The organism is Serratia sp. Ag1 (assembly GCF_000743355.1).
Taxonomy (GTDB): domain Bacteria; phylum Pseudomonadota; class Gammaproteobacteria; order Enterobacterales; family Enterobacteriaceae; genus Chania.
Window position 1 is genome coordinate 1 of the sequence record NZ_JQEI01000049.1, and the last position, 24105, is coordinate 24105.

Annotated in this window: 26 protein-coding genes and 1 pseudogene; 17 read left to right on the forward strand and 10 right to left on the reverse strand. The window is 51.4% G+C overall.

The genetic code is table 11. From position 1 onward, the window contains the following. Positions 1–407: 407 nt before the first annotated feature. Positions 408–767 (reverse strand): helix-turn-helix domain-containing protein, encoded by a 360-nt coding sequence (locus IV04_RS22200; RefSeq protein WP_037403136.1) that lies wholly within the window; start codon positions 765–767, stop codon positions 408–410. A 66-nt stretch (positions 768–833) separates the two neighbouring features. After that, entirely contained in the window at positions 834–1094 is a 261-nt protein-coding gene (locus IV04_RS22205) for a type II toxin-antitoxin system RelE/ParE family toxin (protein ID WP_037403094.1), read from the reverse strand. Positions 1095–1243: 149 nt separating this feature from the next. Between IV04_RS22205 and IV04_RS22210 the strand changes: the two genes are divergently transcribed. From IV04_RS22210 to IV04_RS22220, 3 genes and pseudogenes are all read left to right on the forward strand, one after another. Beyond that, positions 1244–1585, forward strand: a complete 342-nt coding sequence (locus IV04_RS22210) for a phage tail protein (protein ID WP_037403096.1) — start codon at positions 1244–1246, stop codon at positions 1583–1585. A gap of 9 nt (positions 1586–1594) precedes the next feature. After that, positions 1595–2340: pseudogene (locus IV04_RS22215) on the forward strand (phage minor tail protein L). Position 2341: 1 nt separating this feature from the next. Further along, complete coding sequence (locus IV04_RS22220; protein ID WP_037403097.1) at positions 2342–2821, forward strand: NlpC/P60 family protein; 480 nt, start codon at positions 2342–2344, stop codon at positions 2819–2821. A gap of 4 nt (positions 2822–2825) precedes the next feature. Here IV04_RS22220 and IV04_RS26475 read toward each other — a convergent pair whose 3' ends face one another. After that, entirely contained in the window at positions 2826–2990 is a 165-nt protein-coding gene (locus IV04_RS26475; protein ID WP_156106843.1) for a hypothetical protein, read from the reverse strand. A 260-nt stretch (positions 2991–3250) separates the two neighbouring features. Between IV04_RS26475 and IV04_RS26910 the strand changes: the two genes are divergently transcribed. Both IV04_RS26910 and tolA read left to right on the forward strand, forming a co-directional pair. Further along, entirely contained in the window at positions 3251–3400 is a 150-nt protein-coding gene (locus IV04_RS26910; RefSeq protein WP_231566306.1) for a hypothetical protein, read from the forward strand. 354 nt (positions 3401–3754) lie between these two features. Next, positions 3755–4198, forward strand: a complete 444-nt coding sequence (gene tolA, locus IV04_RS22230; protein WP_037403099.1) for a cell envelope integrity protein TolA — start codon at positions 3755–3757, stop codon at positions 4196–4198. Positions 4199–4365: 167 nt separating this feature from the next. Here tolA and IV04_RS22235 read toward each other — a convergent pair whose 3' ends face one another. Continuing rightward, positions 4366–5190 (reverse strand): hypothetical protein, encoded by an 825-nt coding sequence (locus IV04_RS22235; RefSeq protein WP_037403101.1) that lies wholly within the window; start codon positions 5188–5190, stop codon positions 4366–4368. Between the two features lie 669 nt (positions 5191–5859). On the opposite strand from IV04_RS22235, the gene bamE reads away from it, so the two are divergent. The 4 genes from bamE to IV04_RS22255 all read left to right on the forward strand — a co-directional run bounded on the left by bamE (position 5860) and on the right by IV04_RS22255 (position 10442). Further along, the gene (gene bamE / locus IV04_RS22240; RefSeq protein WP_037403103.1) at positions 5860–6243 is read left to right on the forward strand and encodes an outer membrane protein assembly factor BamE; all 384 of its coding nucleotides are present in this window, start codon (positions 5860–5862) and stop codon (positions 6241–6243) included. A gap of 639 nt (positions 6244–6882) precedes the next feature. Beyond that, on the forward strand, positions 6883–7812 hold the full coding sequence (locus IV04_RS22245; protein ID WP_037403104.1) for a sugar ABC transporter substrate-binding protein: 930 nt from the start codon (positions 6883–6885) through the stop codon (positions 7810–7812). Between the two features lie 87 nt (positions 7813–7899). Then, on the forward strand, positions 7900–9384 hold the full coding sequence (locus IV04_RS22250; RefSeq protein ID WP_037403105.1) for a sugar ABC transporter ATP-binding protein: 1485 nt from the start codon (positions 7900–7902) through the stop codon (positions 9382–9384). 17 nt (positions 9385–9401) lie between these two features. After that, the gene (locus tag IV04_RS22255; protein ID WP_037403106.1) at positions 9402–10442 is read left to right on the forward strand and encodes an ABC transporter permease; all 1041 of its coding nucleotides are present in this window, start codon (positions 9402–9404) and stop codon (positions 10440–10442) included. Positions 10443–10469: 27 nt separating this feature from the next. On the opposite strand, the gene IV04_RS22260 is transcribed toward IV04_RS22255, so the two are convergent. The 6 genes from IV04_RS22260 to IV04_RS22285 form a co-directional block, all read right to left on the reverse strand. Then, positions 10470–10973 carry an NlpC/P60 family protein gene (locus IV04_RS22260; RefSeq protein WP_037403118.1) on the reverse strand — a complete coding sequence of 168 codons (504 nt, stop codon included), beginning with the start codon at positions 10971–10973 and terminating at the stop codon, positions 10470–10472. Between the two features lie 400 nt (positions 10974–11373). Further along, positions 11374–12129: a 3-oxoadipate enol-lactonase gene (gene pcaD, locus IV04_RS22265; protein WP_037403119.1), complete on the reverse strand. Its 756-nt coding sequence runs from the start codon at positions 12127–12129 to the stop codon at positions 11374–11376. Between the two features lies 1 nt (position 12130). Further along, the gene (gene pcaF, locus IV04_RS22270) at positions 12131–13333 is read right to left on the reverse strand and encodes a 3-oxoadipyl-CoA thiolase (protein WP_037403120.1); all 1203 of its coding nucleotides are present in this window, start codon (positions 13331–13333) and stop codon (positions 12131–12133) included. Further along, positions 13311–13991, reverse strand: a complete 681-nt coding sequence (locus tag IV04_RS22275) for a 3-oxoacid CoA-transferase subunit B (RefSeq protein WP_037403121.1) — start codon at positions 13989–13991, stop codon at positions 13311–13313. Before IV04_RS22275 ends, pcaF begins: the two co-directional genes overlap by 23 nt. Positions 13992–14000: 9 nt before the next feature. Beyond that, the gene (locus tag IV04_RS22280) at positions 14001–14687 is read right to left on the reverse strand and encodes a 3-oxoacid CoA-transferase subunit A (RefSeq protein WP_037403122.1); all 687 of its coding nucleotides are present in this window, start codon (positions 14685–14687) and stop codon (positions 14001–14003) included. A gap of 292 nt (positions 14688–14979) precedes the next feature. Next, positions 14980–15897, reverse strand: a complete 918-nt coding sequence (locus IV04_RS22285; RefSeq protein ID WP_037403124.1) for a LysR family transcriptional regulator — start codon at positions 15895–15897, stop codon at positions 14980–14982. Positions 15898–16008: 111 nt separating this feature from the next. On the opposite strand from IV04_RS22285, the gene IV04_RS22290 reads away from it, so the two are divergent. The 8 genes from IV04_RS22290 to IV04_RS22325 all read left to right on the forward strand — a co-directional run bounded on the left by IV04_RS22290 (position 16009) and on the right by IV04_RS22325 (position 23889). Next, positions 16009–17118, forward strand: a complete 1110-nt coding sequence (locus tag IV04_RS22290; RefSeq protein WP_037403125.1) for a muconate/chloromuconate family cycloisomerase — start codon at positions 16009–16011, stop codon at positions 17116–17118. A gap of 29 nt (positions 17119–17147) precedes the next feature. Beyond that, complete coding sequence (gene catC / locus IV04_RS22295) at positions 17148–17438, forward strand: muconolactone Delta-isomerase (RefSeq protein ID WP_037403126.1); 291 nt, start codon at positions 17148–17150, stop codon at positions 17436–17438. A 154-nt stretch (positions 17439–17592) separates the two neighbouring features. Beyond that, positions 17593–18513, forward strand: a complete 921-nt coding sequence (catA, locus tag IV04_RS22300) for a catechol 1,2-dioxygenase (RefSeq protein ID WP_037403128.1) — start codon at positions 17593–17595, stop codon at positions 18511–18513. A 159-nt stretch (positions 18514–18672) separates the two neighbouring features. Beyond that, complete coding sequence (gene antA, locus IV04_RS22305; protein ID WP_037403129.1) at positions 18673–20064, forward strand: anthranilate 1,2-dioxygenase large subunit; 1392 nt, start codon at positions 18673–18675, stop codon at positions 20062–20064. A 16-nt stretch (positions 20065–20080) separates the two neighbouring features. Next, positions 20081–20584 (forward strand): anthranilate 1,2-dioxygenase small subunit, encoded by a 504-nt coding sequence (antB, locus tag IV04_RS22310; RefSeq protein ID WP_231566307.1) that lies wholly within the window; start codon positions 20081–20083, stop codon positions 20582–20584. A gap of 62 nt (positions 20585–20646) precedes the next feature. Next, positions 20647–21660 carry an anthranilate 1,2-dioxygenase electron transfer component AntC gene (antC, locus tag IV04_RS22315; protein WP_037403131.1) on the forward strand — a complete coding sequence of 338 codons (1014 nt, stop codon included), beginning with the start codon at positions 20647–20649 and terminating at the stop codon, positions 21658–21660. 35 nt (positions 21661–21695) lie between these two features. Further along, complete coding sequence (locus IV04_RS22320) at positions 21696–23024, forward strand: MFS transporter (protein WP_037403133.1); 1329 nt, start codon at positions 21696–21698, stop codon at positions 23022–23024. A gap of 40 nt (positions 23025–23064) precedes the next feature. Next, positions 23065–23889, forward strand: coding sequence for an alpha/beta hydrolase (locus IV04_RS22325; protein WP_037403134.1), 825 nt, complete (start codon positions 23065–23067; stop codon positions 23887–23889). Positions 23890–24105 lie beyond the last annotated feature (216 nt).

Below are 24105 nucleotides of genomic sequence, written 5' to 3' on the forward strand. Positions count from 1 at the left end.
CAAATTCATTAAACCACTACAGTTTTAAAATGACACCATCCTGGATGGCAATATTCAGCCAATTCTAACAACTCATTTTGGAGTGCTCTATTAAGCATTTTAACCTCATGTTCAATGCGTGAAAAATAACTAATGATCGCAAGTACTCGGGTAGTTTCTATGCGTTAGGCAGGGTTGGCCATTTTCTGAACGCGAAGAAATAGAGCGTGAAGTAGTGAATGACAGGTATGGACAAGATGAAGGCCATAGGCCAACCAAATCCGGCTTTCCTTGCCATCCTATAGCATGGGAAGAACGTGATTACCCATATGACTAAGAACAGCGATTTTTCAGTCTCTCCCATTTTGTCCTCTTTGGAATTGCGTGGGGTAGCGCTCAGATGGGCTTTTGCTATTGTGGACGGAGCGTTACGGGATTAACTGTTCCGGTAAGCAATCATACAGCGCCGCCAGTTTTTCACGAGTACGCTTCTGAGGGCGTTCTGACGCCTCCCATTGTGAAACAGTTGATTGTGTTGTGCCGAGCTTCTCCGCGACATCGTACTGAGACAGGTCACGATAGATACGCCATGCGGCCAGGAGTGATACCTCTTGGCTAACCATGAGATTGACGACGGCGTTAGGCACAGTGACATCATCGTGTTTCGATGGGGTATATGACACGTCCTCCCATGTATCTTGGGCATCAATCAGTTTTTCGTATTCGGCAATCGGCAGAACCACATATTGTGGTTTTCCTGTCTCATCGTTTATGTATTGCATTTTCATATATTCATCCGGGTGTCTAAGAGTCGCGGTGAATTTAATCATGGGGAAAGGGCAGGTTTCCCCGCCTTAGTATGTTGTCGATGACCTGCGTTTAACTGCGGTAATCTCGCAGATAACCGGTTCACCCTCAGTGATTTCGAAGATTACCCTGTAGTCACCGACCCTTAGCCTGTACTGCTTATCAGTCGCCTGGAGCTTCTTGATATCTAGCGTTAAGGTGGGAAAGGCTTCGAGCTGGTTAACCTTCTCACTGATGGTTTTGCGGTATCTTGTGTCGATTGAAAGCAACTGTTTGAGCGCTTTTTTCGTCCACTGAACCGTAACCATCGTTTCCCCATTTCTGTTAAAGAGCTATCCGCTTTGAATGATTAGATAATAAGTCTTTTTCTTGATAGTTTCAATATAAATGCGATTCAAATGCGATTTTGTTAAACCTTGAGCCGCCTAAGTGCAGTTTTTTTACGCATGGAGAAAACATGGCAATAGAAACTTTTACCTGGCGCACACAGGGGCTGTCAGAGGGTAGTTACGCGCAGCGTGTGCGTACTGCCCAGTTCGGCGATGGTTACAAACAGGTGACCGGCAACGGCATCAACATCGAAACCCAAACGTGGCCTCTGTCATTCTCCGGCCAGAAAGCCGAAATCCTCCCGTTGCTAGCGTTCGTGCGTGCTCACACTACCAAGTCATTCGTTTGGACACCGCCCTTCGGTGAAAAGGGGTTGTACCGAGTGGTGGCCGACTCTATCAAAACAACCCCCATCGGCGGCCACGTGGTGGCCGTATCTGTAACATTCGAGCAGGCATTTGCGCCATAAGGAGGCAGCGTGGCTATCAGCAATGACGTACAGAAGCTGGAACCCGGCAACACGATCAGGTTGGTCGAAGTGGACGGCACCAAGTTTGGCGCAGATATCCTGTGCTTTCACAATGAAACCATTCCCCATTCGCCAGCAGAGATCACTGCCGCTGGTCCAAGTTGGCACCCAAAAGCATCTGGTGGCAGGGAAAAGAGTATGGCCCTCATCCCTATGAAATTAAGGGATTGGAAACATCCAGCGATGGCGCTGGTGCAACGCCAAAATTATTGGTCGCGAACCTCGACAGTGTGATCTCTGCTCTTTGCATAAAGTTCGACGACATGCTCCAGGCCAAAGTAACGATCCACGACACCTTTGTGCACTATCTCGATGCACGCAACTTCCCCGGCGGCAACCCCAAGGCGGAGCCCCAGCAGGAATTTAAGCGAGTTTTCTACGTTGATAGCAAAAGCGCTGAAAACAATGAGGGTATTGAATTCACGCTATCCGATCCTATGGCATTGCAAGGCTTAAAGCTGCCAACACGGCAGATTACTTCGTTATGCACGTGGTGCATGCGAGGCCAGTATAAAACCGGCGATGGCTGCACCTACGCCGGGCAAAACGGTTGGTTTGACAAGAAGGGCAACCCAACGGGGGATCCGTCGCTTGATGAATGCTCTGGGTTGCTAACGGATTGCAAAAAGCGTTTTGGGGAAAATAACGAGCTGGATTTCGGCGGTTTTCCAGGCTCAAGTTTGATTAGGCGGTGATATGAGACAAAAAACCATCAAGGCGATCTTGGCGCATGCTGAGAGCGCATTTCCGACAGAGTGTTGCGGCTTAGTCGGTGAACGCCCGTTGGAAGGGCGTCAGTTCATCCTTGGGCATGCCGATTGCTGGTCACTCATCATGGATTACTACCGGCAGCAGTACGGCATTATTTTGCCAAACTACAGCGTTGATCGGCACTGGTGGGAAGAGGGCGAAAATCTGTATATGGAAAACTGGCATGAATGTGGATTTAGGGAGTTTTACGGCCCGCCGCAGCCTGGCGACGTTGTGATCATGCAGATATCTGCCCCGGTACCGAATCATGCGGGGATCCTGTTGGAGGGTAATATGCTTTTGCATCACCTTTGTGGGCAGTTGAGCCAGCGGATCCCCTACGGCGGTTATTACCAAGAACGGATGGTAAAAATCCTGCGCTTTAAGGATATGTTGAGTAGGCCCGACAAGGCGCCTACTTACTGACTATTTATTTGCGTTTTTCATAGTGATCGCCGGTACGAGGATTTTTGTACTTACCAGCTTTATGAGAGGAGCCTTTACCACCTGCGTAATGTCCACCCTTTGCATAAGCCACTGATCCAATTGGCGCAGCCAGAGCAAGAGCTATTAAGGCGATAATTATTTTTTTCATGCGGTGTTCTCATCCTTGTATTTCACTTAAATCCGAGATCACATCATTACTCTAAATTCAATCAATTTCCATCCTGATATTTGAACAGCATCAGGCATTTTTATGGGGGAAAGTATGGAACTAAATCGTGTGCTTATTAGGAGAGGCATCCTGAGTGGCGTTCTGGGTAAAAAATTGTCAAAGAGTTCACATACTGCGCCCACGATGTTCTCCATGCGATCAGAGCGTTGAAAGGTCAGTTTTCCGGCTTTGAGCGTTTTATGATGGAAGCAAAACAGAAAGACCTGACGTTTGCGGTGTTCGTGGGGAAAAAGAACGTCGCTGAAGAAGAGAACGATATGACAAAAGGCAACGATGATATCCGCATTGTGCCGGTAATCATTGGCAGCAAACGTGGTGGCCTTTTTTAAACCACTCTCGGTGCTGCGTTGATCGCTGTAGCCGCTTATTTTACCGGTGGCGCAACCCTGGGTTTTGACGCGGGTTTTGCGAGTGCTGGATCATGGGGAATTGCGGCATTGTTGGCGGCTCCATGTTGCTTAACGGTGTTGTGCAGTAGCTATCAATCACCACTGCTGGGGGCTATCTGTCAGTCAGAGAAATGACAACAAACCGCCATACGCGTTTGTCAGCCCTGTCAACTCTACGTTACAGGGCAACCCTGTTGGGAGGCTACGGTAGCAGAGAGATCGGTGGTGCAGTATTATCGGCGGGGTTCTGCCAACCTAAAGCACATTTTCCTGGCACTCCATAAGGAGCAGGACATGAAGAGGGTTCATTTGGGATTTAAAACTGGCTTGCCAACATTGATGCTAATAATTGCCACATTATTGTTAGCAGGGTGTATGAAGGCAGATTCTGCGATTAAAACCGGGCCAGCCGGAAACGGTGTCGACGACCTTTTTCGCCCCCTCGAAGGCAAAGCGTCCCTGGACGCTGAGGGGGATATTGGCCTGTACGCAACGCAGATTCAAACCGCTATTCAAAGAAACTTGTATGACGTCAATTTATACTCTGGTAAGCGATGCGATTTAATAGTTACGCTGGCCCCAGATGGTATGCTTTTGGATGTTAGATCTGCAGGGGGTGATCTTGCTTTTTGTCGCGCAGCTATGCAGGCCACCATAAATACCCGCTTTCCCAAGCCACCTTCACAAGCCGTTTACAATGTTTTTAAAAAAACCGTGCTGACATTTGCTCCGGAATGACTGGATGTTAAAGAACCCTATCTTTTATACCCCAAATAATTCGAGTTACTTGTAGGCGGTAACACCCAAAGGCGGGGTTCATAAAACGCTCATTAAAAACAGTATTGGTGATGCCATGAAAAAAACCTATTCGGGCAGAGGCAAATCAGGACTCTTTCGCATCAAGGCTAATGCACTTTGAGCACCGGTTGCTCCACGATTAATGTCCCCTTTTTATAAACCATCAGCACTCCGGGTGGACTATCACTGGCACCGACAACCATCACCCGGCATTCATATTGGTAAGGGCCACTTTGAAATTGAAACGTGTGATTGCCACCACTGCCATCGAATTTTAATTCGCCATTCTTCAGTACCAGATCTGGCTTCTCACTGATCGAATTTTCCTTGGCCCAAGAGGCATAGCGATACTTGCCATTGTCCAATTGGTCGATGCGAATAGTAAATTTATCGGTCTGCCACATCAACACGGGACGCTGATACACTTTCAGACTTGGATGCAGGGTGTTTTTTTGTTTGGCGATCAGAGCGCTGGCTAGCTTGGCTTCAAGTGCTGTCTGATGGTTGACCGCAATAATATTACCATCGTAGTCCATCCATATCTTACCGTTACCCAGCATAATGCCGCGCCATCCCATCGCTTGCCAATCTTGTTGGGGTTGGGATTGTGCAATAGCGTCGAGAAGGGGGTTATCAAATACTTCATCAAAGCGTGCAAGCATCTCCTGTGGCCCGTTGATTGCCGCAATAGGGTATTCTTGCGCCAAAGGGTAGGCGATCCGCTTGATAATTGCCTGATGATCTTTATTTTTTGCAGCATCGATAAAAGAGCGCACTATAGGTTGATATTTGACCGGGAGTAGAGCTTCTTGCCCATAAACAGATGTCACGCTCAACACCAGCCCCAGGAACCCGAACACCCCTTGTCTACACCATGTCATCATGCATGATTGGCTAAATCTTGTCTTGGCACACTTTTTCGCTTGTTTCATTCTGCTCCCCGATAATTATCTTGCCTGTATCTTAGGGTAATTGTGTAACCACGCTGAAGTACATTCCTTCGTGCTGGGGGCGCTCGCACGTATTGCTGCGTGATTCGTCCAGCGATGTGAGCAAGCACGAGACGTTCGAAGAGGTATTGTGGGGCTGACTACGCGGCAAGAACAGAGGTACAGGGAAATAAACATGCGAGCTTGGTGCAACCACCGGCAACAATGATAAAAGCATCGCTGAGCTCGCAACATAAAATTTATACCAGTTTTAATTTAAATCAAGTCGGTCAATAAGAATTGGCTGAAATCAGGTTTTTTCTGACACTTTCTAGGTCACGCACGGAGAGGCGCAAACAAGCAATGTGGTTCGTTTCAGTTAGCGCATCGGGTGGGGAGTGTTAACGCATTTTCCTTACTGATCAGACAAGTGAAATTTCATAGATAAAAATTACACCTTTATCCGAAAAGTTACCAATAAGTTCTCTATTCACGAACGGCGTTATATTCATCATCTTTCACGTTGTACGGGGGTTGGTTGCAGCCGTTCACATGCAGATTGGTATATGACCGAGCAAATCGATCCGCCGGATTATTGCATCAGCCATTGCCCCGTTTCTGTGCTCTGCTAACATGTTATAACTTATTGCTGGTTTATAGGGAGGGGATGAAATGAAAATGATTCTTACCGTAACAATAATGGCATTGTTGCTTACAGGCTGTGCTGCTTCTTCGGGCAATGAAAAGCTGGATAAAGAAACCGCAACAAGCGTAAAAGCCAAGATTAAAGAGGGCGTAACAACGAAGGCCCAAGTCAAGGGAATGCTCGGCTCTCCAGATAATGTTAGCCAAACCGGTAGCGGTAATGAAACCTGGGTATATGCTTATGCCAAGGCTAAAGTGAGCGGGGAATCGTACATTCCGTTTTATGGTTTATTCCATAACGGGATGAATGGCAGCGAAAAGGATCTCACCATTCATTTTAATGGCGAGGTGGTTGAAAAGTACACCCTGTCAGAATCGCCTATCGAAACCAAGACGGGATGGGCGGACTAAAGGTTCAGCCGTCTCAAAAATCACCACACTCAAGCCCACTGATGTGGGTTTTTTGTTGCTGGCCTATAGGATTCAGGCTGCTTTGGCAATAATTGGTGAGTGGTGTCACGAAGAAATATGCATATTTGACGTTCCCTCCTTCTTTTAGCGATGTTCGTTTCTTTTTGGGTATTTTCCTGATTAAACATTAGGTTAGCCCATTATTTTCGGTTCAATTGTCTAATCATACCTTCTGATGCTGTGCTCACTGAATTTCGCCGAGTACAAATGATTACGTGTGTCCACGCTTGCCATCATTTGTTAGATCCATGTCATATTTTTGTTACCTGCCCATTCCAAAACGCATGTTTCGCTTGTTTGAGTTAAAAAATTTCAATAATCTTATTTTTGAAATAAATATTTGATTTTGGTGTAAGGAACGGAATCTGCACCAGGGTATGAATTTTAATGCTTTGTTTTTAATCTGGTTAGAGATGTCATTGATACGTTTAATCCTGCTGGGTTGCGGTGATGAATGCAGTGATCCACCACATTAAAGGAGATAGTTACGGATGGTTTGCTGTTTAAATGTAAAAAATATTTTTCATTAACAGCCAACTTAACAGGCCTCTTCATTCTAACGATTAAAGGGTAAAGAACATGAAACTGAAGAAATGGATCGTCACCTCGCTACTGATGTGTATGTTGCCAGTCAGCGTGTTTGCTAAAGACATCAAAATCGGCGTATCGATGGCGCATTTTGATGACAACTTTCTCACCATTTTGCGCCAGGCGATGCAAGGCAAAATGAAAGAGATCGGTGGTGTCAGCGGTCAGTTTGAAGATGCCAAAGGGGATATTGCCCAGCAAATCCAGCAGGTAGAGAACTTTGTCAGCCAGGGCGTTGACGCCATCATCCTTAACCCGGTGGATACTCAAGGGGTGAAGCCGATGATCAAACTGGCAGAAAACGCCAAAATCCCGCTGGTGTTTATCAACCGTCGCCCAGAGGCCACATTGCCTGCCGGAATGGCTTATGTAGGGTCGGATTCCAAACTGGCTGGAAAACTGCAGATGGAAGAGTTGGCCAAGCTAATGAACGGTAAAGGTAACGTGATGATCCTGCTGGGTGAACTTTCCAGCGAAGCGACTCGCGATCGTACTCGTGGCGTTGAGGAAGTCGCCGCCCAATACCCAGATATTCGTATTATTGATAAACAAACTGCCAAGTTTTTCCGTAAAGAGGCGGTGGATGTGACTACCGACTGGATCCTGTCCGGCCAGAAGATTGATGCAATTGCTTCCAATAACGACGAAATGGCGATTGGTGCCATTCTGGCACTGAAACAGGCGAAAAAATCCGGTGTTTTGGTGGCTGGCATTGATGGCACCCCAGATGCGCTGGAGTTTATCAAGAAAGGCGATCTCAGCCTCAGTATCTTCCAGGATGCTAAAGGTCAGGGCGAGGGAGCAGTACAAACCGCTATTCAATTGGTGAAAGGCGAGAAGGTCGATAGCAGCGTAATGATCCCTTATCAACTGATTACCGGAGCCAACTATCAGCAGTTTGCCGGTAAAAACAACAAATAAAGATGAGTACCTAGACTTTATCTTCGTACCTGATTGCCATGTTAAATCAGGTACGGAAGTGTTGGATATAAAGATGAGGTGAGCGGCATGCATCCCTATGTACTTGAAGCTGAGGGCATCAGTAAGCAGTTCCCCGGTGTTAAAGCGCTGGATAATGTTTCAATTAAAATCAAACCTGGCAGCGTGCATGCGTTAATGGGCGAAAACGGCGCGGGCAAATCGACGCTGATGAAGTGTCTGATTGGTATTTATCGCCCAGACGCCGGTACGATAAAAATTAAAGGCCAACCTATTACTTTCAACGATACGCTGGAAGCTCTGCATTCAGGGATTTCGATGATCCATCAGGAACTCAATCTGGTGCCGCATATGACGGTGGCAGAAAATATCTGGTTGGGGCGAGAGCCCGCCAGATTAGGGTTTGTAAATCACAGCGAACTTAATCAAAAAACCCATGAATTGCTGCTGCGGCTGAATATTAAATTAGCCCCAGAAACGCAGGTGGGTGATTTAAGCATTGCCAGTCAGCAGATGGTAGAGATCGCCAAAGCGGTCTCTTACAACGCTGATGTCTTGATCATGGACGAGCCCACTTCGGCATTAACTGAAGGGGAGGTGGTACATCTGTTTGCAATTATTCGTGAGCTACGTGAACAGGGGAAGGGGATTATTTACATCAGCCACAAGATGGATGAAATATTTACTATCACCGATGAGGTCAGTATTTTTCGTGACGGCACGTTTATCGCCAGTGATAAAACTGAAAACCTGACCAAACAGTCGTTAATCACTATGATGGTTGGGCGTGAATTAACCCAGATGTTCCCTAAATTCAATAACAACATTGGTGAAGAAGTGCTGCGTGTTGCAGGCTTACGCCGCGCCGGGTGGTTTCAGGATATCTCTTTTAATCTCAAGAGTGGCGAGATCCTCGGTGTTGCCGGGCTGGTCGGCGCTGGCCGCAGCGAAGTGATGGAGAGCCTGTTTGGCATGCACTTAGCTGAGGGGGGGCAAATTCTGATTGAAGGCCAACCGGTGAAAATAGACTCACCATCAAAGGCCATTGAGCACGGGTTGGCATTCCTTACTGAAGATCGCAAAAAGTCCGGGTTATTTCTGGTGCTGTCGGTGGTGGAGAACATGAGCATTGTCAATCTCTCCGAATATATTGGTAAAAACGGTTTTGTCAGCCATGTGCAAATGGCACAAGACTGCATGGAACAGATTAAAAAGCTCAATATTAAAACGCCGACCATGGATCAAATCATTAATAACCTCAGCGGTGGTAATCAGCAGAAGGTATTAATTGCCCGCTGGTTATTGGCTCAACCGAAAATATTGATCCTCGATGAACCCACGCGTGGCATTGATGTGGGGGCAAAAGCAGAAATTTATCGCTTAATCAGCGAACTGGCGAACCGTGGCGTCGCCATTATCCTGGTTTCATCGGAGTTGCCAGAAATTCTTGGCATGAGCGATCGCGTTATGGTGATGCACGGGGGGCGAATCACTGGGATTCTGGACAAAGATGAAGCAGACCAGGAAAAGATCATGGCGCTAGCCTCGGAATAACCTAAAGGTGACCCACAATGAGTAACGCAAATTTGGATAAAACGTTCACGACGGCACCGCCGAATAAGGCCGCGCTGTTTTCTGGCCTGAATGGCAAAATGCCGAAAGACACCGGTATTTTTATTGTCATGATCGGTATTGCACTGATCTTTGAGATTCTCGGTTGGTGGATACGCGACCAATCGTTCCTGATGAACCCTAACCGGCTGCTGCTGATTGTGCTGCAGGTTGCGATCATCGGTATTATTGCGGTAGGAGTAACGCAGGTTATTATTACCACCGGTATCGATCTCTCTTCCGGTTCGCTGATTGCCCTGACGGCGGTGGTGGCTGCCAGCCTGGCGCAAACCTCAGACAGTATTGCCCCGATGTACCCTGCTTTGCTCGATTTACCTGCCGCCATTCCAATAGGGGCCGGGATCGGCGTCGGCATTCTCTGTGGGTTTATCAACGGTTTTCTGATCACCCGCACCGGTATCCCGCCTTTTATCGCTACGCTGGGGATGATGGTTTCGGCGCGTGGTCTGGCGCAATATTACACCAAAGGTAACCCGGTCAGCTTTTTGTCAGACGGTTTCACCGCGATCGGGCAAGGCGCTATGCCAGTGATTATTTTCCTGGTGATTGCGGTGATTTTCCATGTGGCGTTGAAACATACCCGTTACGGCAAATACATTTATGCGATTGGCGGCAACATGACCTCTGCCAAGGTGTCTGGCATCAACGTCAATAAGTACCTGGTGACGGTCTATACCATTGCCGGGGGATTGGCCGGGGTAGCGGGTGTGGTGCTGGCAGCACGTGTCAGCAGCGGGCAGTCGAGCATGGGGGTTGCTTATGAACTTGACGCCATCGCCGCCGCCGTAATCGGTGGCAGCAGCCTGATGGGGGGCGTGGGGCGTATCACCGGCACCTTGATTGGTGCGGTGATTCTGGGTCTGATCAAAAGCGGTTTCACCTTTATCGGGGTGGACTCTTACATTCAGGACATCATCAAAGGCATTATCATCGTGGCCGCCGTCGCTATTGATATGCGCCGCAACCGCAAAAAAACCTAATCAGCGCCTAGCCGTTAGATAAGCACATCAGGCTTCGGTGTGATGGATGCGCCGGGCCTGAACGAACTTTGTCTTCCAGTATTGATTGTCTAATTCTGAAACCGTAACGCCCACTTTGGTGGAGGCATGCAGGAACTTGCCATCTCCAACGTACACGCCAACATGGCGTTCGCGCGCCGAGGTTTTAAAAAACACCAGATCGCCCGTATTGAGCTCGTCTTTGGCAACGTGTGAACCTAGCTTACTCTGTTCGTGCGAGCTTCTTGGCAACTTGAGAGAAAACTCATCGGCAAAAACGCGTTGCATGTAGGCAGAACAATCTATGCCTTTACGCGAGTTGCCGCCAAATTTATAGCGTACGCCTTCCCATTCCTCATAGTGAGACAAGAGCTTTTCAAGCTTTTTTACATCAAACTCACTTGCCGTAAAAGGTGAGTTAAAGGCGCTTTTCTGGGTGCTGGTACTTGCTGAACTAGAAAAAACGAATAATGAGGTAAAAACAAAAATAAATGGTGTAAAAATCTTTAACATAATAGCAACTAAATTTAATCAACTGTTTCTAGGGTTAACTCCCGTTAGGGATCCTGGTAGGTGGATGGACTTTACACAAGGAGAGTACAAAAATAAACCAATTATTGCTTATTAATTGAACTTTCTGTCATGTCTGACGAGTTCTGTTGCCGTTACTGTGTCTGTCATATCTTGGACCAATCTCACTTGGAACCTGAATGATTTTGAGCTGTGGGAAGGTTGAACAGAACTGCAGAGTGAGGAAGTGCTTGGTGGGGAACAGTTGGATTACAGGGGCTAACTTTGCTCGGGCAGTGCGGCTAGCTCTACTACAGCATCTTCAAAGGTGATGCACATTATGTTGATAAATTTCAGGTTGTGACGTGCGATTAATATGTTAATCGCACGCCATGAAAAGTACCTAGTCGATGAAAAACTTTGTTATCCATTGACTAAACAACGCCGGGCAAGCCACGTTGGAGATATGCGAAGCTGGCAAAACGGCCAGCTCTGCATCAGGTGCGTGGTCTACCAACCATTGGGCATCTGCCACGGTGGTGACAGGATCATGTTCCCCGGCAATCACCAGCATCGGTGCTGCCATGCGCGGTACTTCTGCCCGCAGATCGGCCTGTGCTAACGCTTGGCAGCAGGCGGCGTAGCCCGCTGCACTGCCCTGTGCCAACTGTGTTACCAAAGCGGCTATCTGCGCCTGTTGTTCACGCTGGAAGCCTTCGGTAAACCAACGGGCGGGAGAGGCGGCGGCGATAGGTGCCAGCCCTTCCTGCTGCACCTGTTGTGCGCGCTGTTGCCAACCTTCGGCACTGCCGATTCGCGCGGCGGTGTTGGCCACTGCCAGCTTATGAAAACGCTGCGGTTGGTAACGGTTGAGCCACAAGCCAGTCAGCCCCCCCATCGAGATACCACAGAAATAGGCGCGCTCCACATCGAGTTTATCCAGCAGGGCGATCACATCCTGCCCCAAGATCTCAAGCGTGAGCGGCGTGGCTGGTAACGGTGTAGCACCGTGCCCACGCTGGTTATAACGCAGCACGCGAAAGTGCTGCGTTAGCGCCGCCATTTGCGGTTGCCACAGTTCGAGGGTGGTACCCAGCGAGTTAGACAGCACCAGCAAAGGGGCGGCGCTTGGGCCATCCAGGCGATAGTCGATATTCATCTCATACTCTCTCGATGATCAGGGCGATACCTTGGCCGACGCCGATGCACATGGTGCACAGGCCATAACGGCCACCGGTTTTTTGCAGTTGCCAGGCGGCATTCATCACCAGCCTGCCACCAGAAGCACCTAAAGGGTGGCCGAGGGCAATCGCACCGCCGTTGGGGTTCACCTGCGGGGCATTATCCGCCAGCCCCAGAGCGCGGGTGACCGCCAGCGCTTGTGCTGCAAAGGCTTCGTTAAGTTCGATCACATCCATCTGTTCCAGGCTCAGCCCGGCAACATTCAACACTTTGCGCACCGCCTGCACCGGGCCGAAACCCATAATGCTCGGTTCAATACCGGTGACAGCACTGGCGACGATGCGCGCCATCGGTTGCAGCCCATGTTGCTGTACGCCGCGTTCACTGGCTAACAGCAAGGCGCAAGCGCCATCATTCAGGCCAGAAGCGTTACCTGCGGTGATGCTTCCCTGCGGATTGACTACCGGCTTCAGCTTTTCCAACGCCTGAAGCGTGGTGGCTCTGGGGTGTTCGTCCTGAGTGAACAGCAATGGCTCGCCTTTCTTTTGCGGGATGCTGACTTCGGTCAGTTGATGGGCAAAGAAGCCACTTTCCTGGGCCGCAGCGGTGCGCTGTTGGCTGCGCAGAGCGAAGGCATCCTGATCGTGGCGGTTAATGCCAAACTTCAGCGCGACGTTTTCCGCAGTTTGTGGCATGGATTCCACACCGTAAAGCGCCTTCATCTGTGGATTGATAAAGCGCCAGCCCATGGTGGTGTCTTCTAACAGCATGCTGCGGCTGAAAGCGCTTTCGGCTTTGCCCATCACGAACGGTGCGCGTGACATACTTTCTACGCCACCAGCGATCATTAAATCGCTCTCACCGGTTTTGATCGCTCGTGCGGCCATCGCCACGGCATCCAGGCTGGATCCGCACAGGCGGTTAATGGTGCAGCCGGGCACAGACGTCGGCAGGCCCGCCAGCAACAGCGCCATACGCGCCACGTTGCGGTTGTCTTCACCGGCTTGATTGGCGCAGCCCAGCAGCACATCATCCAACGCATTCCAGTCCAGCGCCGGGTGGCGTTGTTGCAGGGCTTTAAGCGGCAGAGCCGCCAGATCGTCGGCACGCACAGTGGCCAAACTGCCATTCAGTTTGCCAAACGGGGTACGGACGGCGTCACACAGATACGCTGGGTTCATGCTGTTTCTCTCCATGTTGAAGGGCGAAAGTCAGTTCGACCGGGGTGATTTCCTGCAATTGTTGTGGGGTCAGGCCGCCAAAGATTTCACGCACCACCAAACCTTGTGGCGTAACGTCGATCACCGCCAGATCGGTGTAGATACGTTCGATGCAACCGATCCCGGTCAGGGGATAGGTGCACTCTTTCACAATCTTGCATTCCCCTTTTTTGGTCAGATGTTCGGTCATCACAAATACCTGGCGTGCGCCGATGGCCAAATCCATTGCGCCGCCCACCGCCGGGATAGCGCCCGGCGCCCCGGTGCTCCAGTTGGCTAAATCCCCCCGTTCTGAAACCTGATAAGCCCCTAACACACAAATATCCAGATGCCCGCCGCGCATCATGGCAAAGGAATCACCGTGGTGAAAAAAGCAGCCACCGGGCAGCAGGGTAACCGCCTGTTTGCCTGCGTTGATCAGCTCTGGATCTTCTTCACCGGCTGCGGGTGCCGGGCCCATGCCGAGAATACCGTTCTCGCTGTGCAGAAAGATCTCTTTGTCGGCGGGCAAGTAGTTGGCGATCTGGGTCGGGATACCAATCCCCAGATTCACGTAAGCCCCTTCGGGGATATCGCGTGCAATCCGTTCGGCCAACTGCGCATGAGTGAGTTTTGACATAACAATTCCTTAAGCAGAAAGCTGCTGGCTGTTGGCAGGGGAAGTGACCAGGCGTTGCACGAAAATCCCTGGAGTAATCACGGTTTCTGGATCCAGTTCACCCAGTGAAACCTGCTGATTAACCTCGGCAATGGTGCAGGTGGCGGCCATCGCCATGATCGGGCCGAAGTTGCGCCCGGTTTTGTTGTAAACCAGGTTGCCCCAGCGATCGGCGCGTTCGGCTTTGATCAGCGCAAAGTCGGCTTTCAGCGGCAGTTCGAACACATACTGGCGGCCATCGATCTCGCGAGTTTCCTTATTTTCTGCCAGCAAGGTGCCATATCCGGTTGGGGTATAAATTCCCCCCAGCCCAGAACCGCCAGCCTGAATGCGTGCCGCCAGGTTACCTTGAGGGATCAGCTCTAATTCCAGTTCGCCACGGCGGTACAGATCGTCAAACACCCATGAATCTGACTGGCGCGGGAACGAGCAGATCACCTTGCGCACACAACCGGCTTTCAGCAGTGCCGCCAGGCCGAAATCGCCGTTGCCAGCATTGTTGCTGATCAGCGTGAGCTCACGTGGGCGGCGGCGGATCAACGCATCCAGCAGGGCATAGGGTTGGCCTGCCGGGCCAAATCCCCCCACCATCAGGGTGGCACCATCGGGGATGTCGGCCACGGCGGCGTCGGTGGAAGGCATATTTTTGTTAATCATTGCTTCTCCTGAATATGTGGTTGATTGCAGTACCAAGCGGTTGAGTTGGTTTTAACTTAGAGGAGTAAAAATTGACCGGCAAGTGCGATTATCAAAACATTGTGCGATTATCGGATTATTTGTTGTTCCGATGTTAATTTTGTGACGCAGGTAGATAATTGAGCATTTGACACAGCCTGCAACACAGTCTCTATAAAGAAATGGGGGAGTTAAGGAGTTGGAGTATATCGGGCGGGGAAGAACGCAGCCCCACTGCTCAGCGGCAGTCGGGCTGGTACTGTGGCTGTCAACGTCAATCCATCGGCGCGGGTTTGATGTAAGTAATCCCTTCTTCTTGGTACAGGCTGTAGATCATCTGTAGCAACGTCTTGATGTCTTCTGATTCATCCAGCAACCGGGTACTCATGATGATCGGCGAAACCAGATATTGCTCATTCAGCGCCTTATAAATCACATCCTGGCGCTTTAGGCTGTGCAGGCATTGGGGCACCAGCGTGATGCCTTCGCCTGCGGCTACCAGCCCTAAAGCCACCTGCAGTTCGCGAACTTCCATGATTTTACGTGGCTCAAGCGCCCGATCGCGGAAGGTTGCCAGAACCTGATCGGCGAAGCTGGGCCGGGGAGTCTGAGGATAAACGATCAGGGTTTCAGTTTGCAGACTGCGCAACGTCAGCTCAGGCATGTTTGCCAACGGATGATCGGCAGCCAATGCCGCCATCAGGGTTTCATCGCGCAAGATCACGCGCCGCACATTGGCATCTTCGTAGCGGATGCGGCCAAACCCCACATCGATTTTGCCCTCTTTCAGCGCCTGAATCTGCTCCATGGTGGTCATCTCTCGCAGGCTCACCGCCACCTCGGGGTACTGAGTGCGAAAGCGGCGGATCAGCCGTGGCAAAATCCCGTACAGCGTTGAGGCGACAAAGCCAAGCGACAGTGAACGCTCCAATTGCCCCACGCGTTGGGTCATCGATTTCAGTTCAACGCTTTGTGCCAGAAGCTGCAGCGCATGGCCGTAAAAAAAACGGCCTGCTTCGGTGAGTTTGAGCGGGCGCGAACCCCGTTCAAACAACAAGACCCCCAAGTCTTCTTCTAACTGCTGAATCTGCCTGCTGAGCGGCGGCTGGCTGATATGCAGCCGTTCTGCCGCGCGGCTGAAGTTCTGTTCTTCAGCGACGGCAATAAAATAACGTAAATGACGCAGTTCCATATTAATACCTTTAAGGTATGAAAATGATGCTAAATCGGTGTTAGACGGCCAGCATAAGCCGGTTATATGGTCATATACAACCTGAACCTGCCAACTTGATACCGTAAAAATATGATCAAAGCTATTGAAACTCTGCTGCTGGATGTTCCGGCAATCCGTCCTCACCGCCTGTCGGTAGCCACGGTGAATGTGCAAACTCTGGTGCTGGTGCGCGTGCTGTGTGAAGACGGGATCGAAGGCTGGGGCGAGGCGACCACCATCGGTGGCCTGAGCTACGGCGAAGAGAGCCCGGAAAGTGTCAAGGTGAATATCGATACTTACATGGCTCCGTTGTTGATCGGGATGGACGCCAACCAGGTGGCCCCGGCGATGGCCCGGTTGCGCAAATCAATCCAGGGCAACCGCTTTGCCAAGTGCGCGCTGGAGACCGCATTGTTGGACGCACAAGCGCGGCGGCTGAATATCCCGCTGAGTGAACTGCTGGGTGGCCGCGTGCGTGATGCCTTGCCGGTCGCCTGGACGCTGGCCAGCGGTGATACGCAAAAAGATATCGCGGAAGCGGAGAAAATGCTGGAGCTGCGCCGCCACCGTATTTTCAAACTCAAAATTGGCCTGCGTGCGGTGGAAGACGATGTGGCACACGTGCTGGCAATCAAGCGGGCATTGGGCGACCAGGTGAGCGTGCGCGTTGATGTTAATCAGGCCTGGAGCGAGCTGGATGCGGAACGCGGTATCGCCGCACTGGAAGCGGGGGGCATCGACCTGATCGAACAGCCGATCCGCGCAGAAAACCGCGCCGGTCTGGCTAGGCTCGCCAGACGTTTTACCGTACCGATGATGGCCGATGAAGTGCTGAAAGGGCCGTTGGATGCTTTCGATCTGGCTACCCATGCCGGTGCCGACGTGTTCTCGGTAAAAATCAGCCAGTCTGGCGGCTTGACTCAGGCGCGGCAGGTGGCAGAGATCGCCGCGCTGGCGGGGATTGGCCTGTATGGCGGCACCATGCTGGAAGGGGCTATCGGCACCGCGGCATCTGCCCATGTGTTCTCCACCTTCAGCGATCTCAGCCAGGGTACGGAACTGTTCGGCCCGTTGTTGCTGACCGAAGATATTTTGGCGGAGCCTTTGGCTTATCGCGATTTCATGCTGCAGGTGCCAACCGGGCCGGGGCTGGGGGTTGAGATCGATCGTGACAAGGTCGCCACCCTGCGCCGTTGCTGACAGAACATTAAGTTCAAGGAGCTATCGCTATGCTGTTTCACGTAAGAATGGACGTCAATTTACCTGCTGCAATGCCAGAAGCCGAAGCTGCTGCGTTAAAGGCCACCGAAAAAGCCCAATCGCAGGCGCTGCAGGCCAGCGGCCAATGGCGTCACCTTTGGCGCATTGCGGGGCAGTATTCCAACATCAGCCTGTTTGACGTCAGCAGTATTGATGAGCTGCATCAACTGCTGTCGCAACTGCCGCTGTTCCCCTACATGAAGATTCAGGTTATGCCGCTATGCCGTCACCCTTCCTCAATCAGGGAGGACGATCGTTGAGTTAGGCTGCGGGTTGCATGACCTGCCAATGTTTATGTCGCTGTTCCCTGCCGGATGCATACCGGCGGGGAGAATAAAAAAGAAAGCCGTTAAAACCAAAAAATAGCCGCAGGACTGTACCCCCTCGGCCCAGTAAACAATACGGAGCAATGACATGACTCATAACGATATCGACACTCTGGTCAACAGCTTTATTGTTGACACCGCCACAGGCGACGTTAATCCACGTGTGCAACAGGTTACCGTGCGCTTATTAAGCGATCTGTTTAAAGCGATTGAGGATCTGGATCTGCAGCCGAGTGAAGTGTGGAAAGGGCTGGAATATCTGGCAGAAACCGGGGCCAGCCACGAAATGGGGCTGTTGGCCGCCGGTTTGGGGCTGGAGCGCTTCATTGATATTCGCGCCGACGAAGCCGAAGCCCGCGCGGGCCTGACCGGTGGTACGCCGCGCACCATCGAAGGGCCGCTGTACGTGGCGGGTGCGCCGGTTTGCCAGGGCTTTGCCCGTTTGGATGATGGCAAAGAAAGTGCCGAAGGCGAAGTGCTGTTTATGCAGGGCACGGTCACTGACGCCAACGGCAAACCGTTGCCGGGCGCGACGGTAGAAGTGTGGCATGCCAACCTGATGGGCAACTATTCGTTCTTTGACAAGAGCCAGTCGGCGTTTAACCTGCGCCGCACTATCGTGACCGACAGCCAGGGTAACTATCAGTTCCGCAGCATCGTGCCTTCTGGCTACGGTTGCCCACCGGAAGGTTCTACCCAACAATTGCTGAATCTGTTGGGCCGCCATGGCCGCCGCCCGGCGCATATTCACTTCTTCGTGTATGCCGATGGTTACCGCAAACTCACCACACAGATCAACATCGACGGTGACGAATATCTGTGGGATGACTTCGCCTTTGCCAGCCGTGAAGGGCTGGTACCGCAGGTGAAAAAGATTTCTGCACCGGATCAGTTGGACAGCAAACAACTCAGTAAGCCTTTCTCGTCGATCGACTTCAACTTTACGCTGCATCAGGAACGCACTGCTGCGCCAGAAGCCGAAGTTGAACGCAAACGCGCTAAAGCGTAACCCGGCTCTTCACTGCCTCTGTTCAGGGGGCAGTGAACCTCTCTTGCCTACCGTCCGCTGGGGCAAACGCCTGCATTCATTATTTTAATATATTCAGCCATCTGGCATTGCATGTTGTCTAGGCCGTGCCGGGGCCAAGGGTATAACAGGAGCATTAATGTGAGCACGCCAAAAGAGTTACAGAACTGGCAGCATGTTATTGAAAGCAGTCTCGACTTTCGGCCACAGGAGGGCGTTTATCGCATCGCCCGCTCAATGTTTACCAACCAGGAGCTGTTTGACCTGGAAATGGAGCTGATCTTCGAGAAGCAGTGGATTTTTGCCTGCCATGAAAGCCAGATCCCCAATCCGCACGATTTTATCACGGTGCAAGCGGGCCGCCAGCCGATGCTGGTCACCCGTGACGGCAAAGGTGAGTTGCACGCGCTGGCGAATACCTGCCAGCATCGCGGTGCGACGCTGACCCGCGTTTGCCAAGGCAACCAAAGCACCTTTACCTGCCCGTTTCATGCCTGGTGCTATAAGTCTGACGGCGCGCTGGCGAAGGTCAAGGCTCCGGCGGAATACGGTAGCGACTTTGACAAAAGCCGCCACGGTTTAAAAGCGGCGCGCATTGCCAGCTATCGCGGCTTTGTGTTTATCAGCCTGGATACCGAGTCTGAACAAAGCCTGACCGAATTCCTGGGCGATACCACGCTGTTTTTCGACATGATGCTGGAACAGTCAGAAAACGCGGAGCTGGAAGTGTTGCCCGGGGTATCGACCTATACCTACCCAGGCAACTGGAAACTGCAGAATGAAAACGGGCTGGATGGTTACCACGTCAGCACCGTTCACTATAACTATGTTTCGACTGCCAACCACCGCCGTGAGCTGAATCTGCAGCGCAACGGTGCCAGTGACAGCACGCTTGACTACAGCAAGTTGGGGGCAGGGGATAAAGATACCGACGACGGTTGGTTCTCGTTCAAACATGGCCACGGTTTGCTGTTCAGCGACATGCCTAACGCCGCCGACGTCCGCCCCGGTTATGAACGCATCATGCCGCGTCTGTTGGATAAGTATCCGCAGGAACGGGCGCAGTGGACCATGCATCGCCTGCGCAATCTCAATATTTATCCCAGCCTGTTCTTTATGGATCAGATCAGCTCTCAGTTGCGCATTATCCGCCCGGTCAGTTGGAACAAAACCGAAGTGATCAGCCTGTGTTTGGGGGTGAAAGGGGAGTCTGACTGGGATCGCGAAAGCCGTATCCGCCAGTTTGAAGATTTCTTCAACGTCTCAGGGATGGGAACGCCGGACGATCTGGTGGAGTTTCGTGAGCAACAGCGTGGTTTTGAAGCACGCAGCACGCCGTGGAGCGATATCTCTCGTGGTCACCAGCACTGGCAGTATGGCGCAACCCGCAACAGCGACATTCTGAGCATTGCCCCGGCGATCACCGGTAGTGAAATCACCCATGAAGGGCTGTACGTCAATCAGCACCGTGCATGGCAGCAGATGATGCTGGCAGGGTTGGCGAAAAAAATAGCGCAGACGACAGCACGCTGAATGACGGAGAGACATCATGCAAAATATGACACCTGAGCAGCGGCAGTACGCGGTTGAACAATTTCTCTACCAGGTAGCCGAAGCCTGCGATAACCAGGATTGGGATCGTTACCTCGGCTATTTCACCGAAGAGGCCGAGTTTCATGTGCCGCAGTGGCGCAGCGAGCATGAATATACACAGAACCCGAAACGGGAAATGTCGCTGATTTACTATGCCAACCGTTCTGGGTTGGAGGATCGGGTATTCCGTATTCGCACTGGCAAGTCGGCTGCCTGTACGCCGATGCCGCGCACGTTGCACCTGCTCGATAATGTGCGTTGTCAGGCTGGGGATGACGATCAACTGGCGGTTAGCGTTAATTGGGTCACGCATTTCTATCGTTTTGGGGAAAGCCGCCATTTCTTTGGCCGGGCCAGCTATCGCCTGTGCTGGCAGGAAGGGCAGTTAAAAATCACCAGCAAGCACGTATTGGTGCTGAATGACAAGATCGATTCAGTGCTCGATTTCTACCATCTCTGATAGACCTGAGTACGGCGGCTATGGCCGCCGTTGTTATAAACAGTATTGATACAGGAGTAACCATGACCCATCGCGCCGCCATTATTTTCCGAGATGGACTCACGCAGTTTATTCAGGTTGAGCAGAACGAAAAACTCTTGGATGCGGCTTTTCGCCACGGGATCCAGTTGCCATTGGATTGCCGTGAAGGGGTTTGTGCCACCTGCCGTGGACGCTGCGAGTCGGGAACCATTGAAATGGAGTATGTCGATGACGAAGCGCTGAGCGCCAGCGAGCTTGAGCAGGGTTATATGCTGGCCTGTCAGACCCGGTTGACCTCTCCAGGCTCGTTCTACTTTGATATCGACTCCAGCATTTGCAACATCAGCCAGCAGGACTATCGCGGGCGGGTGAGCGCACTCAACCTGCTCTCTGATACGGTCGCGACGTTGGAAATCACGCTGGATGAGGGCTCGCCGGAACTGCACTATCTGCCCGGGCAGTACGCGCGCATCCAGATCCCCGGCAGTGAAGAAAGCCGAGCTTACTCCTATGCCAGCGCCAGCGCGCAATCCTCTGTCGTGCGTTTTTTGATTCGTTTATTACCGAGCGGGTTAATGAGTGACTATTTGCGCCAGCGTTGCCAAGTGGGGGATAGCATCAGCTTTACCGCCCCGTTCGGCGCATTCTACCTGCGGGAAGTGAAGCGCCCATTGCTGTTTGTGGCTGGGGGAACCGGGTTATCGGCGTTTCTCAGCATGCTGGAAAGCCTGGCAGAGCAAGGGGACGCCGAGCAACCTATCGCGCTGTATTACGGGGTGAACCGCGAAAGCGAGATCAGTGAATTGCCACGCCTCGATTCCCTGGCCGAACGGCTTGGCAATTTCCGCTATCAGGTGGTGGTGGCCGATCCCGATGCCACCTGGCAGGGCAAAAAGGGCTGGGTGACTAATGCATTGGAAAGCCATCTGCTGCAGCAACCGTTCGACGCCTACTTATGCGGGCCACCGCCGATGATCGAGGCAACCTGTAACTGGCTGTCTGCCCAACCGGTTGCCGAACATCAGGTCTATTTTGAGCGCTTTGTTTCCAGCTGATCAGCGATCCCTATTTTTACGCCAAGGAGAGCGTTATGGCTCAAATCGAGTTAAATGTCGTGAATATTACGCCAATAATCGACAATGCGAAGTTTCAGAATATTCACCGTCTGACTATATTTTGGTGTGCTTACATAATTATATTCGATGGTTATGATCTGGCCGTGTTAGGGGTGGTGTTGCCAAAACTGATGGCTGAATGGGGGCTAACGGCTGCACAGGCCGGTTTGCTTGGTAGCTATACCCTGATTGGCATGATGTTTGGCGCACTTTCTTTAGGTTCACTGTCAGACAAAATTGGCAAGAAGAAGGTGATTACCCTGTGCGTAATTATTTTCAGCCTGTTTACTTTTCTTTGTGGTTTTACCGTGAGCCCAACGCAGTTTGGCTGGTGCCGCTTTATCGCTGGCATTGGCCTGGGTGGCGTAATGCCCAATGTGACGGCACTGACCAGCGAATACTCGCCGAAAAACAAACGCAGCCTGATGGTGGGGTTAATGTTCAGTGGTTATTCGATTGGCGGAATGTGGGCGGCGATTTTAGGTATTTACCTTATTCCGCTGCTGGGTTGGCAGTCTATATTTTACGTCGCTATCTTCCCGATCCTGTTTTTACCCTGGATGTTAAAGCATTTGCCGGAATCTGCGGCGTTCTTAATTAAAACCAAGCAGAACGAGCGGTTAAAACGTGCGCTGGAAAAAATCGCCCCAGAGTATGTGCATCAGCCAGGAACCGAGTTTGTCAGCCAGTCCGTTATTGGCGCGGGAAAGGTGAAAATGGCCATCGGGGATTTGTTTGCCGATAACAGAATGTTAAGTACCCTGATGTTCTGGCTGGTTTTTTTTATGTCGCTGTATGTGATCTACGGCATGACTTCCTGGTTACCCAAGCTGATGCTGCAGGCAGGTTATCCTTTAGGTTCCAGCCTGATGTTTCTGTTTACGTTGCACTTTGGCACGATTGCCGGGGCGCTAAGCAGTTGCTGGTTAATGGATAAAGCAAGCGGACGAACCGTGCTGATCGGTTATTTCCTGTTGGGTTCGGTGACGATTGCGTTGTTGGGCATGCAAAGCTCGATGAGCGTTCTTTATTTGTTACTGATTATTGCCGGTGCCAGCACGATCGGCACGCAGATCGCCATGACTTCCTACGTCGCGCGTTTTTACCCCAGCACGATGACTTCGACGGGGCTGGGTTGGGGATTGGGGATCGGGCGTATCGGTGCTATTCTCGGCCCGTTTGCTGGTGGGGTGTTAATCGATATGGAGTTAACGTTACAGCAGAATTTTATGGCTTTCGCGCTGCCATCGTTACTGGCTGCGGGCTGTATGTTTTTTGTTAATCCACGATTGGCTGCCTCTTAATCTCTTCGCGCACTGAGATGAGATAAAACGGAAGATAAGTATGCAAAGCCTTTATCGCAATATGAATCGGTTACAACTTGACGCTGCCTATAATAACACTAAAGCCGTGCAGGATTTCCCGGCGTTATTGGCACAGTTTCAACAGCGGAGTGCGGCCTGGTATGCAGCAGCCAACGTGCAACGTGATATTCCTTACGCTAATGCAGCGAGAGCACGGTTTGACTTTTTCCCGTCTCAGACGAGCAATGCGGCAACGCTGATATTCATTCATGGGGGCTACTGGCAGAATTGCACCAAAGAGGATTTTGCTTTTATTGCCGAAGGCCCGTGCAACAGCAATATCAATGTTATTTTGGCGGAATATACCTTGGCGCCTGAAGCGTCAATGACAACCATTGTTAATGAAATAGGGGCTTTGTTAGATTTTCTGGCTCACCACCAGCCAAGGTTTAATATCACTCCGGGTAAGGTTTGCCTGTCTGGGCATTCTGCTGGTGGGCATCTTACCGCCGTTCACCGTGGTCATCCGTTAGTCTCCCATGCGATGCCAATCAGTGCGTTGGTGGATCTGGAGCCTATCAGTTTGAGCTGGTTGAATGACAACCTGGCGCTTACACCAAAAGAGATCCGTGACTATAGCCCGATTCATTCTGTCAGTGTGGGTGTACCCGTTGCTGTGCAGGTCGGTGCGGAGGAGTTACCCGAATTGATTCGCCATTCGCAGGAGTATGCTGAAGCGTTGGCACAATGTGGCAACCCGGTGATGTACCAGCGTGTCGCCGGGTGTAACCATTTCTCTTTACTGAATGAGTTTCAACCGGGGGGCAAACTGTTGCAGGCATTGCGGGATTTACTGGTTCAGTAATCTGTAAGTGGGTTTATTAAGAAGAGGGAGTTATCTGCTCCTTGGACTGCTGACCAAGTCAGATATTAGGGAGAGCGTGCCGAAGGGGTCGTAGCGGCGCAAGCCGCCGGAGCGCCCCTCGGTGCGCTCGACCCGGGTATCTCGGGCTAAACGACCACTTTGTCACCAAGCTCAGGGGCAAACCACGGATTGCCCCTGGTTGTTTCAACGGCCCCG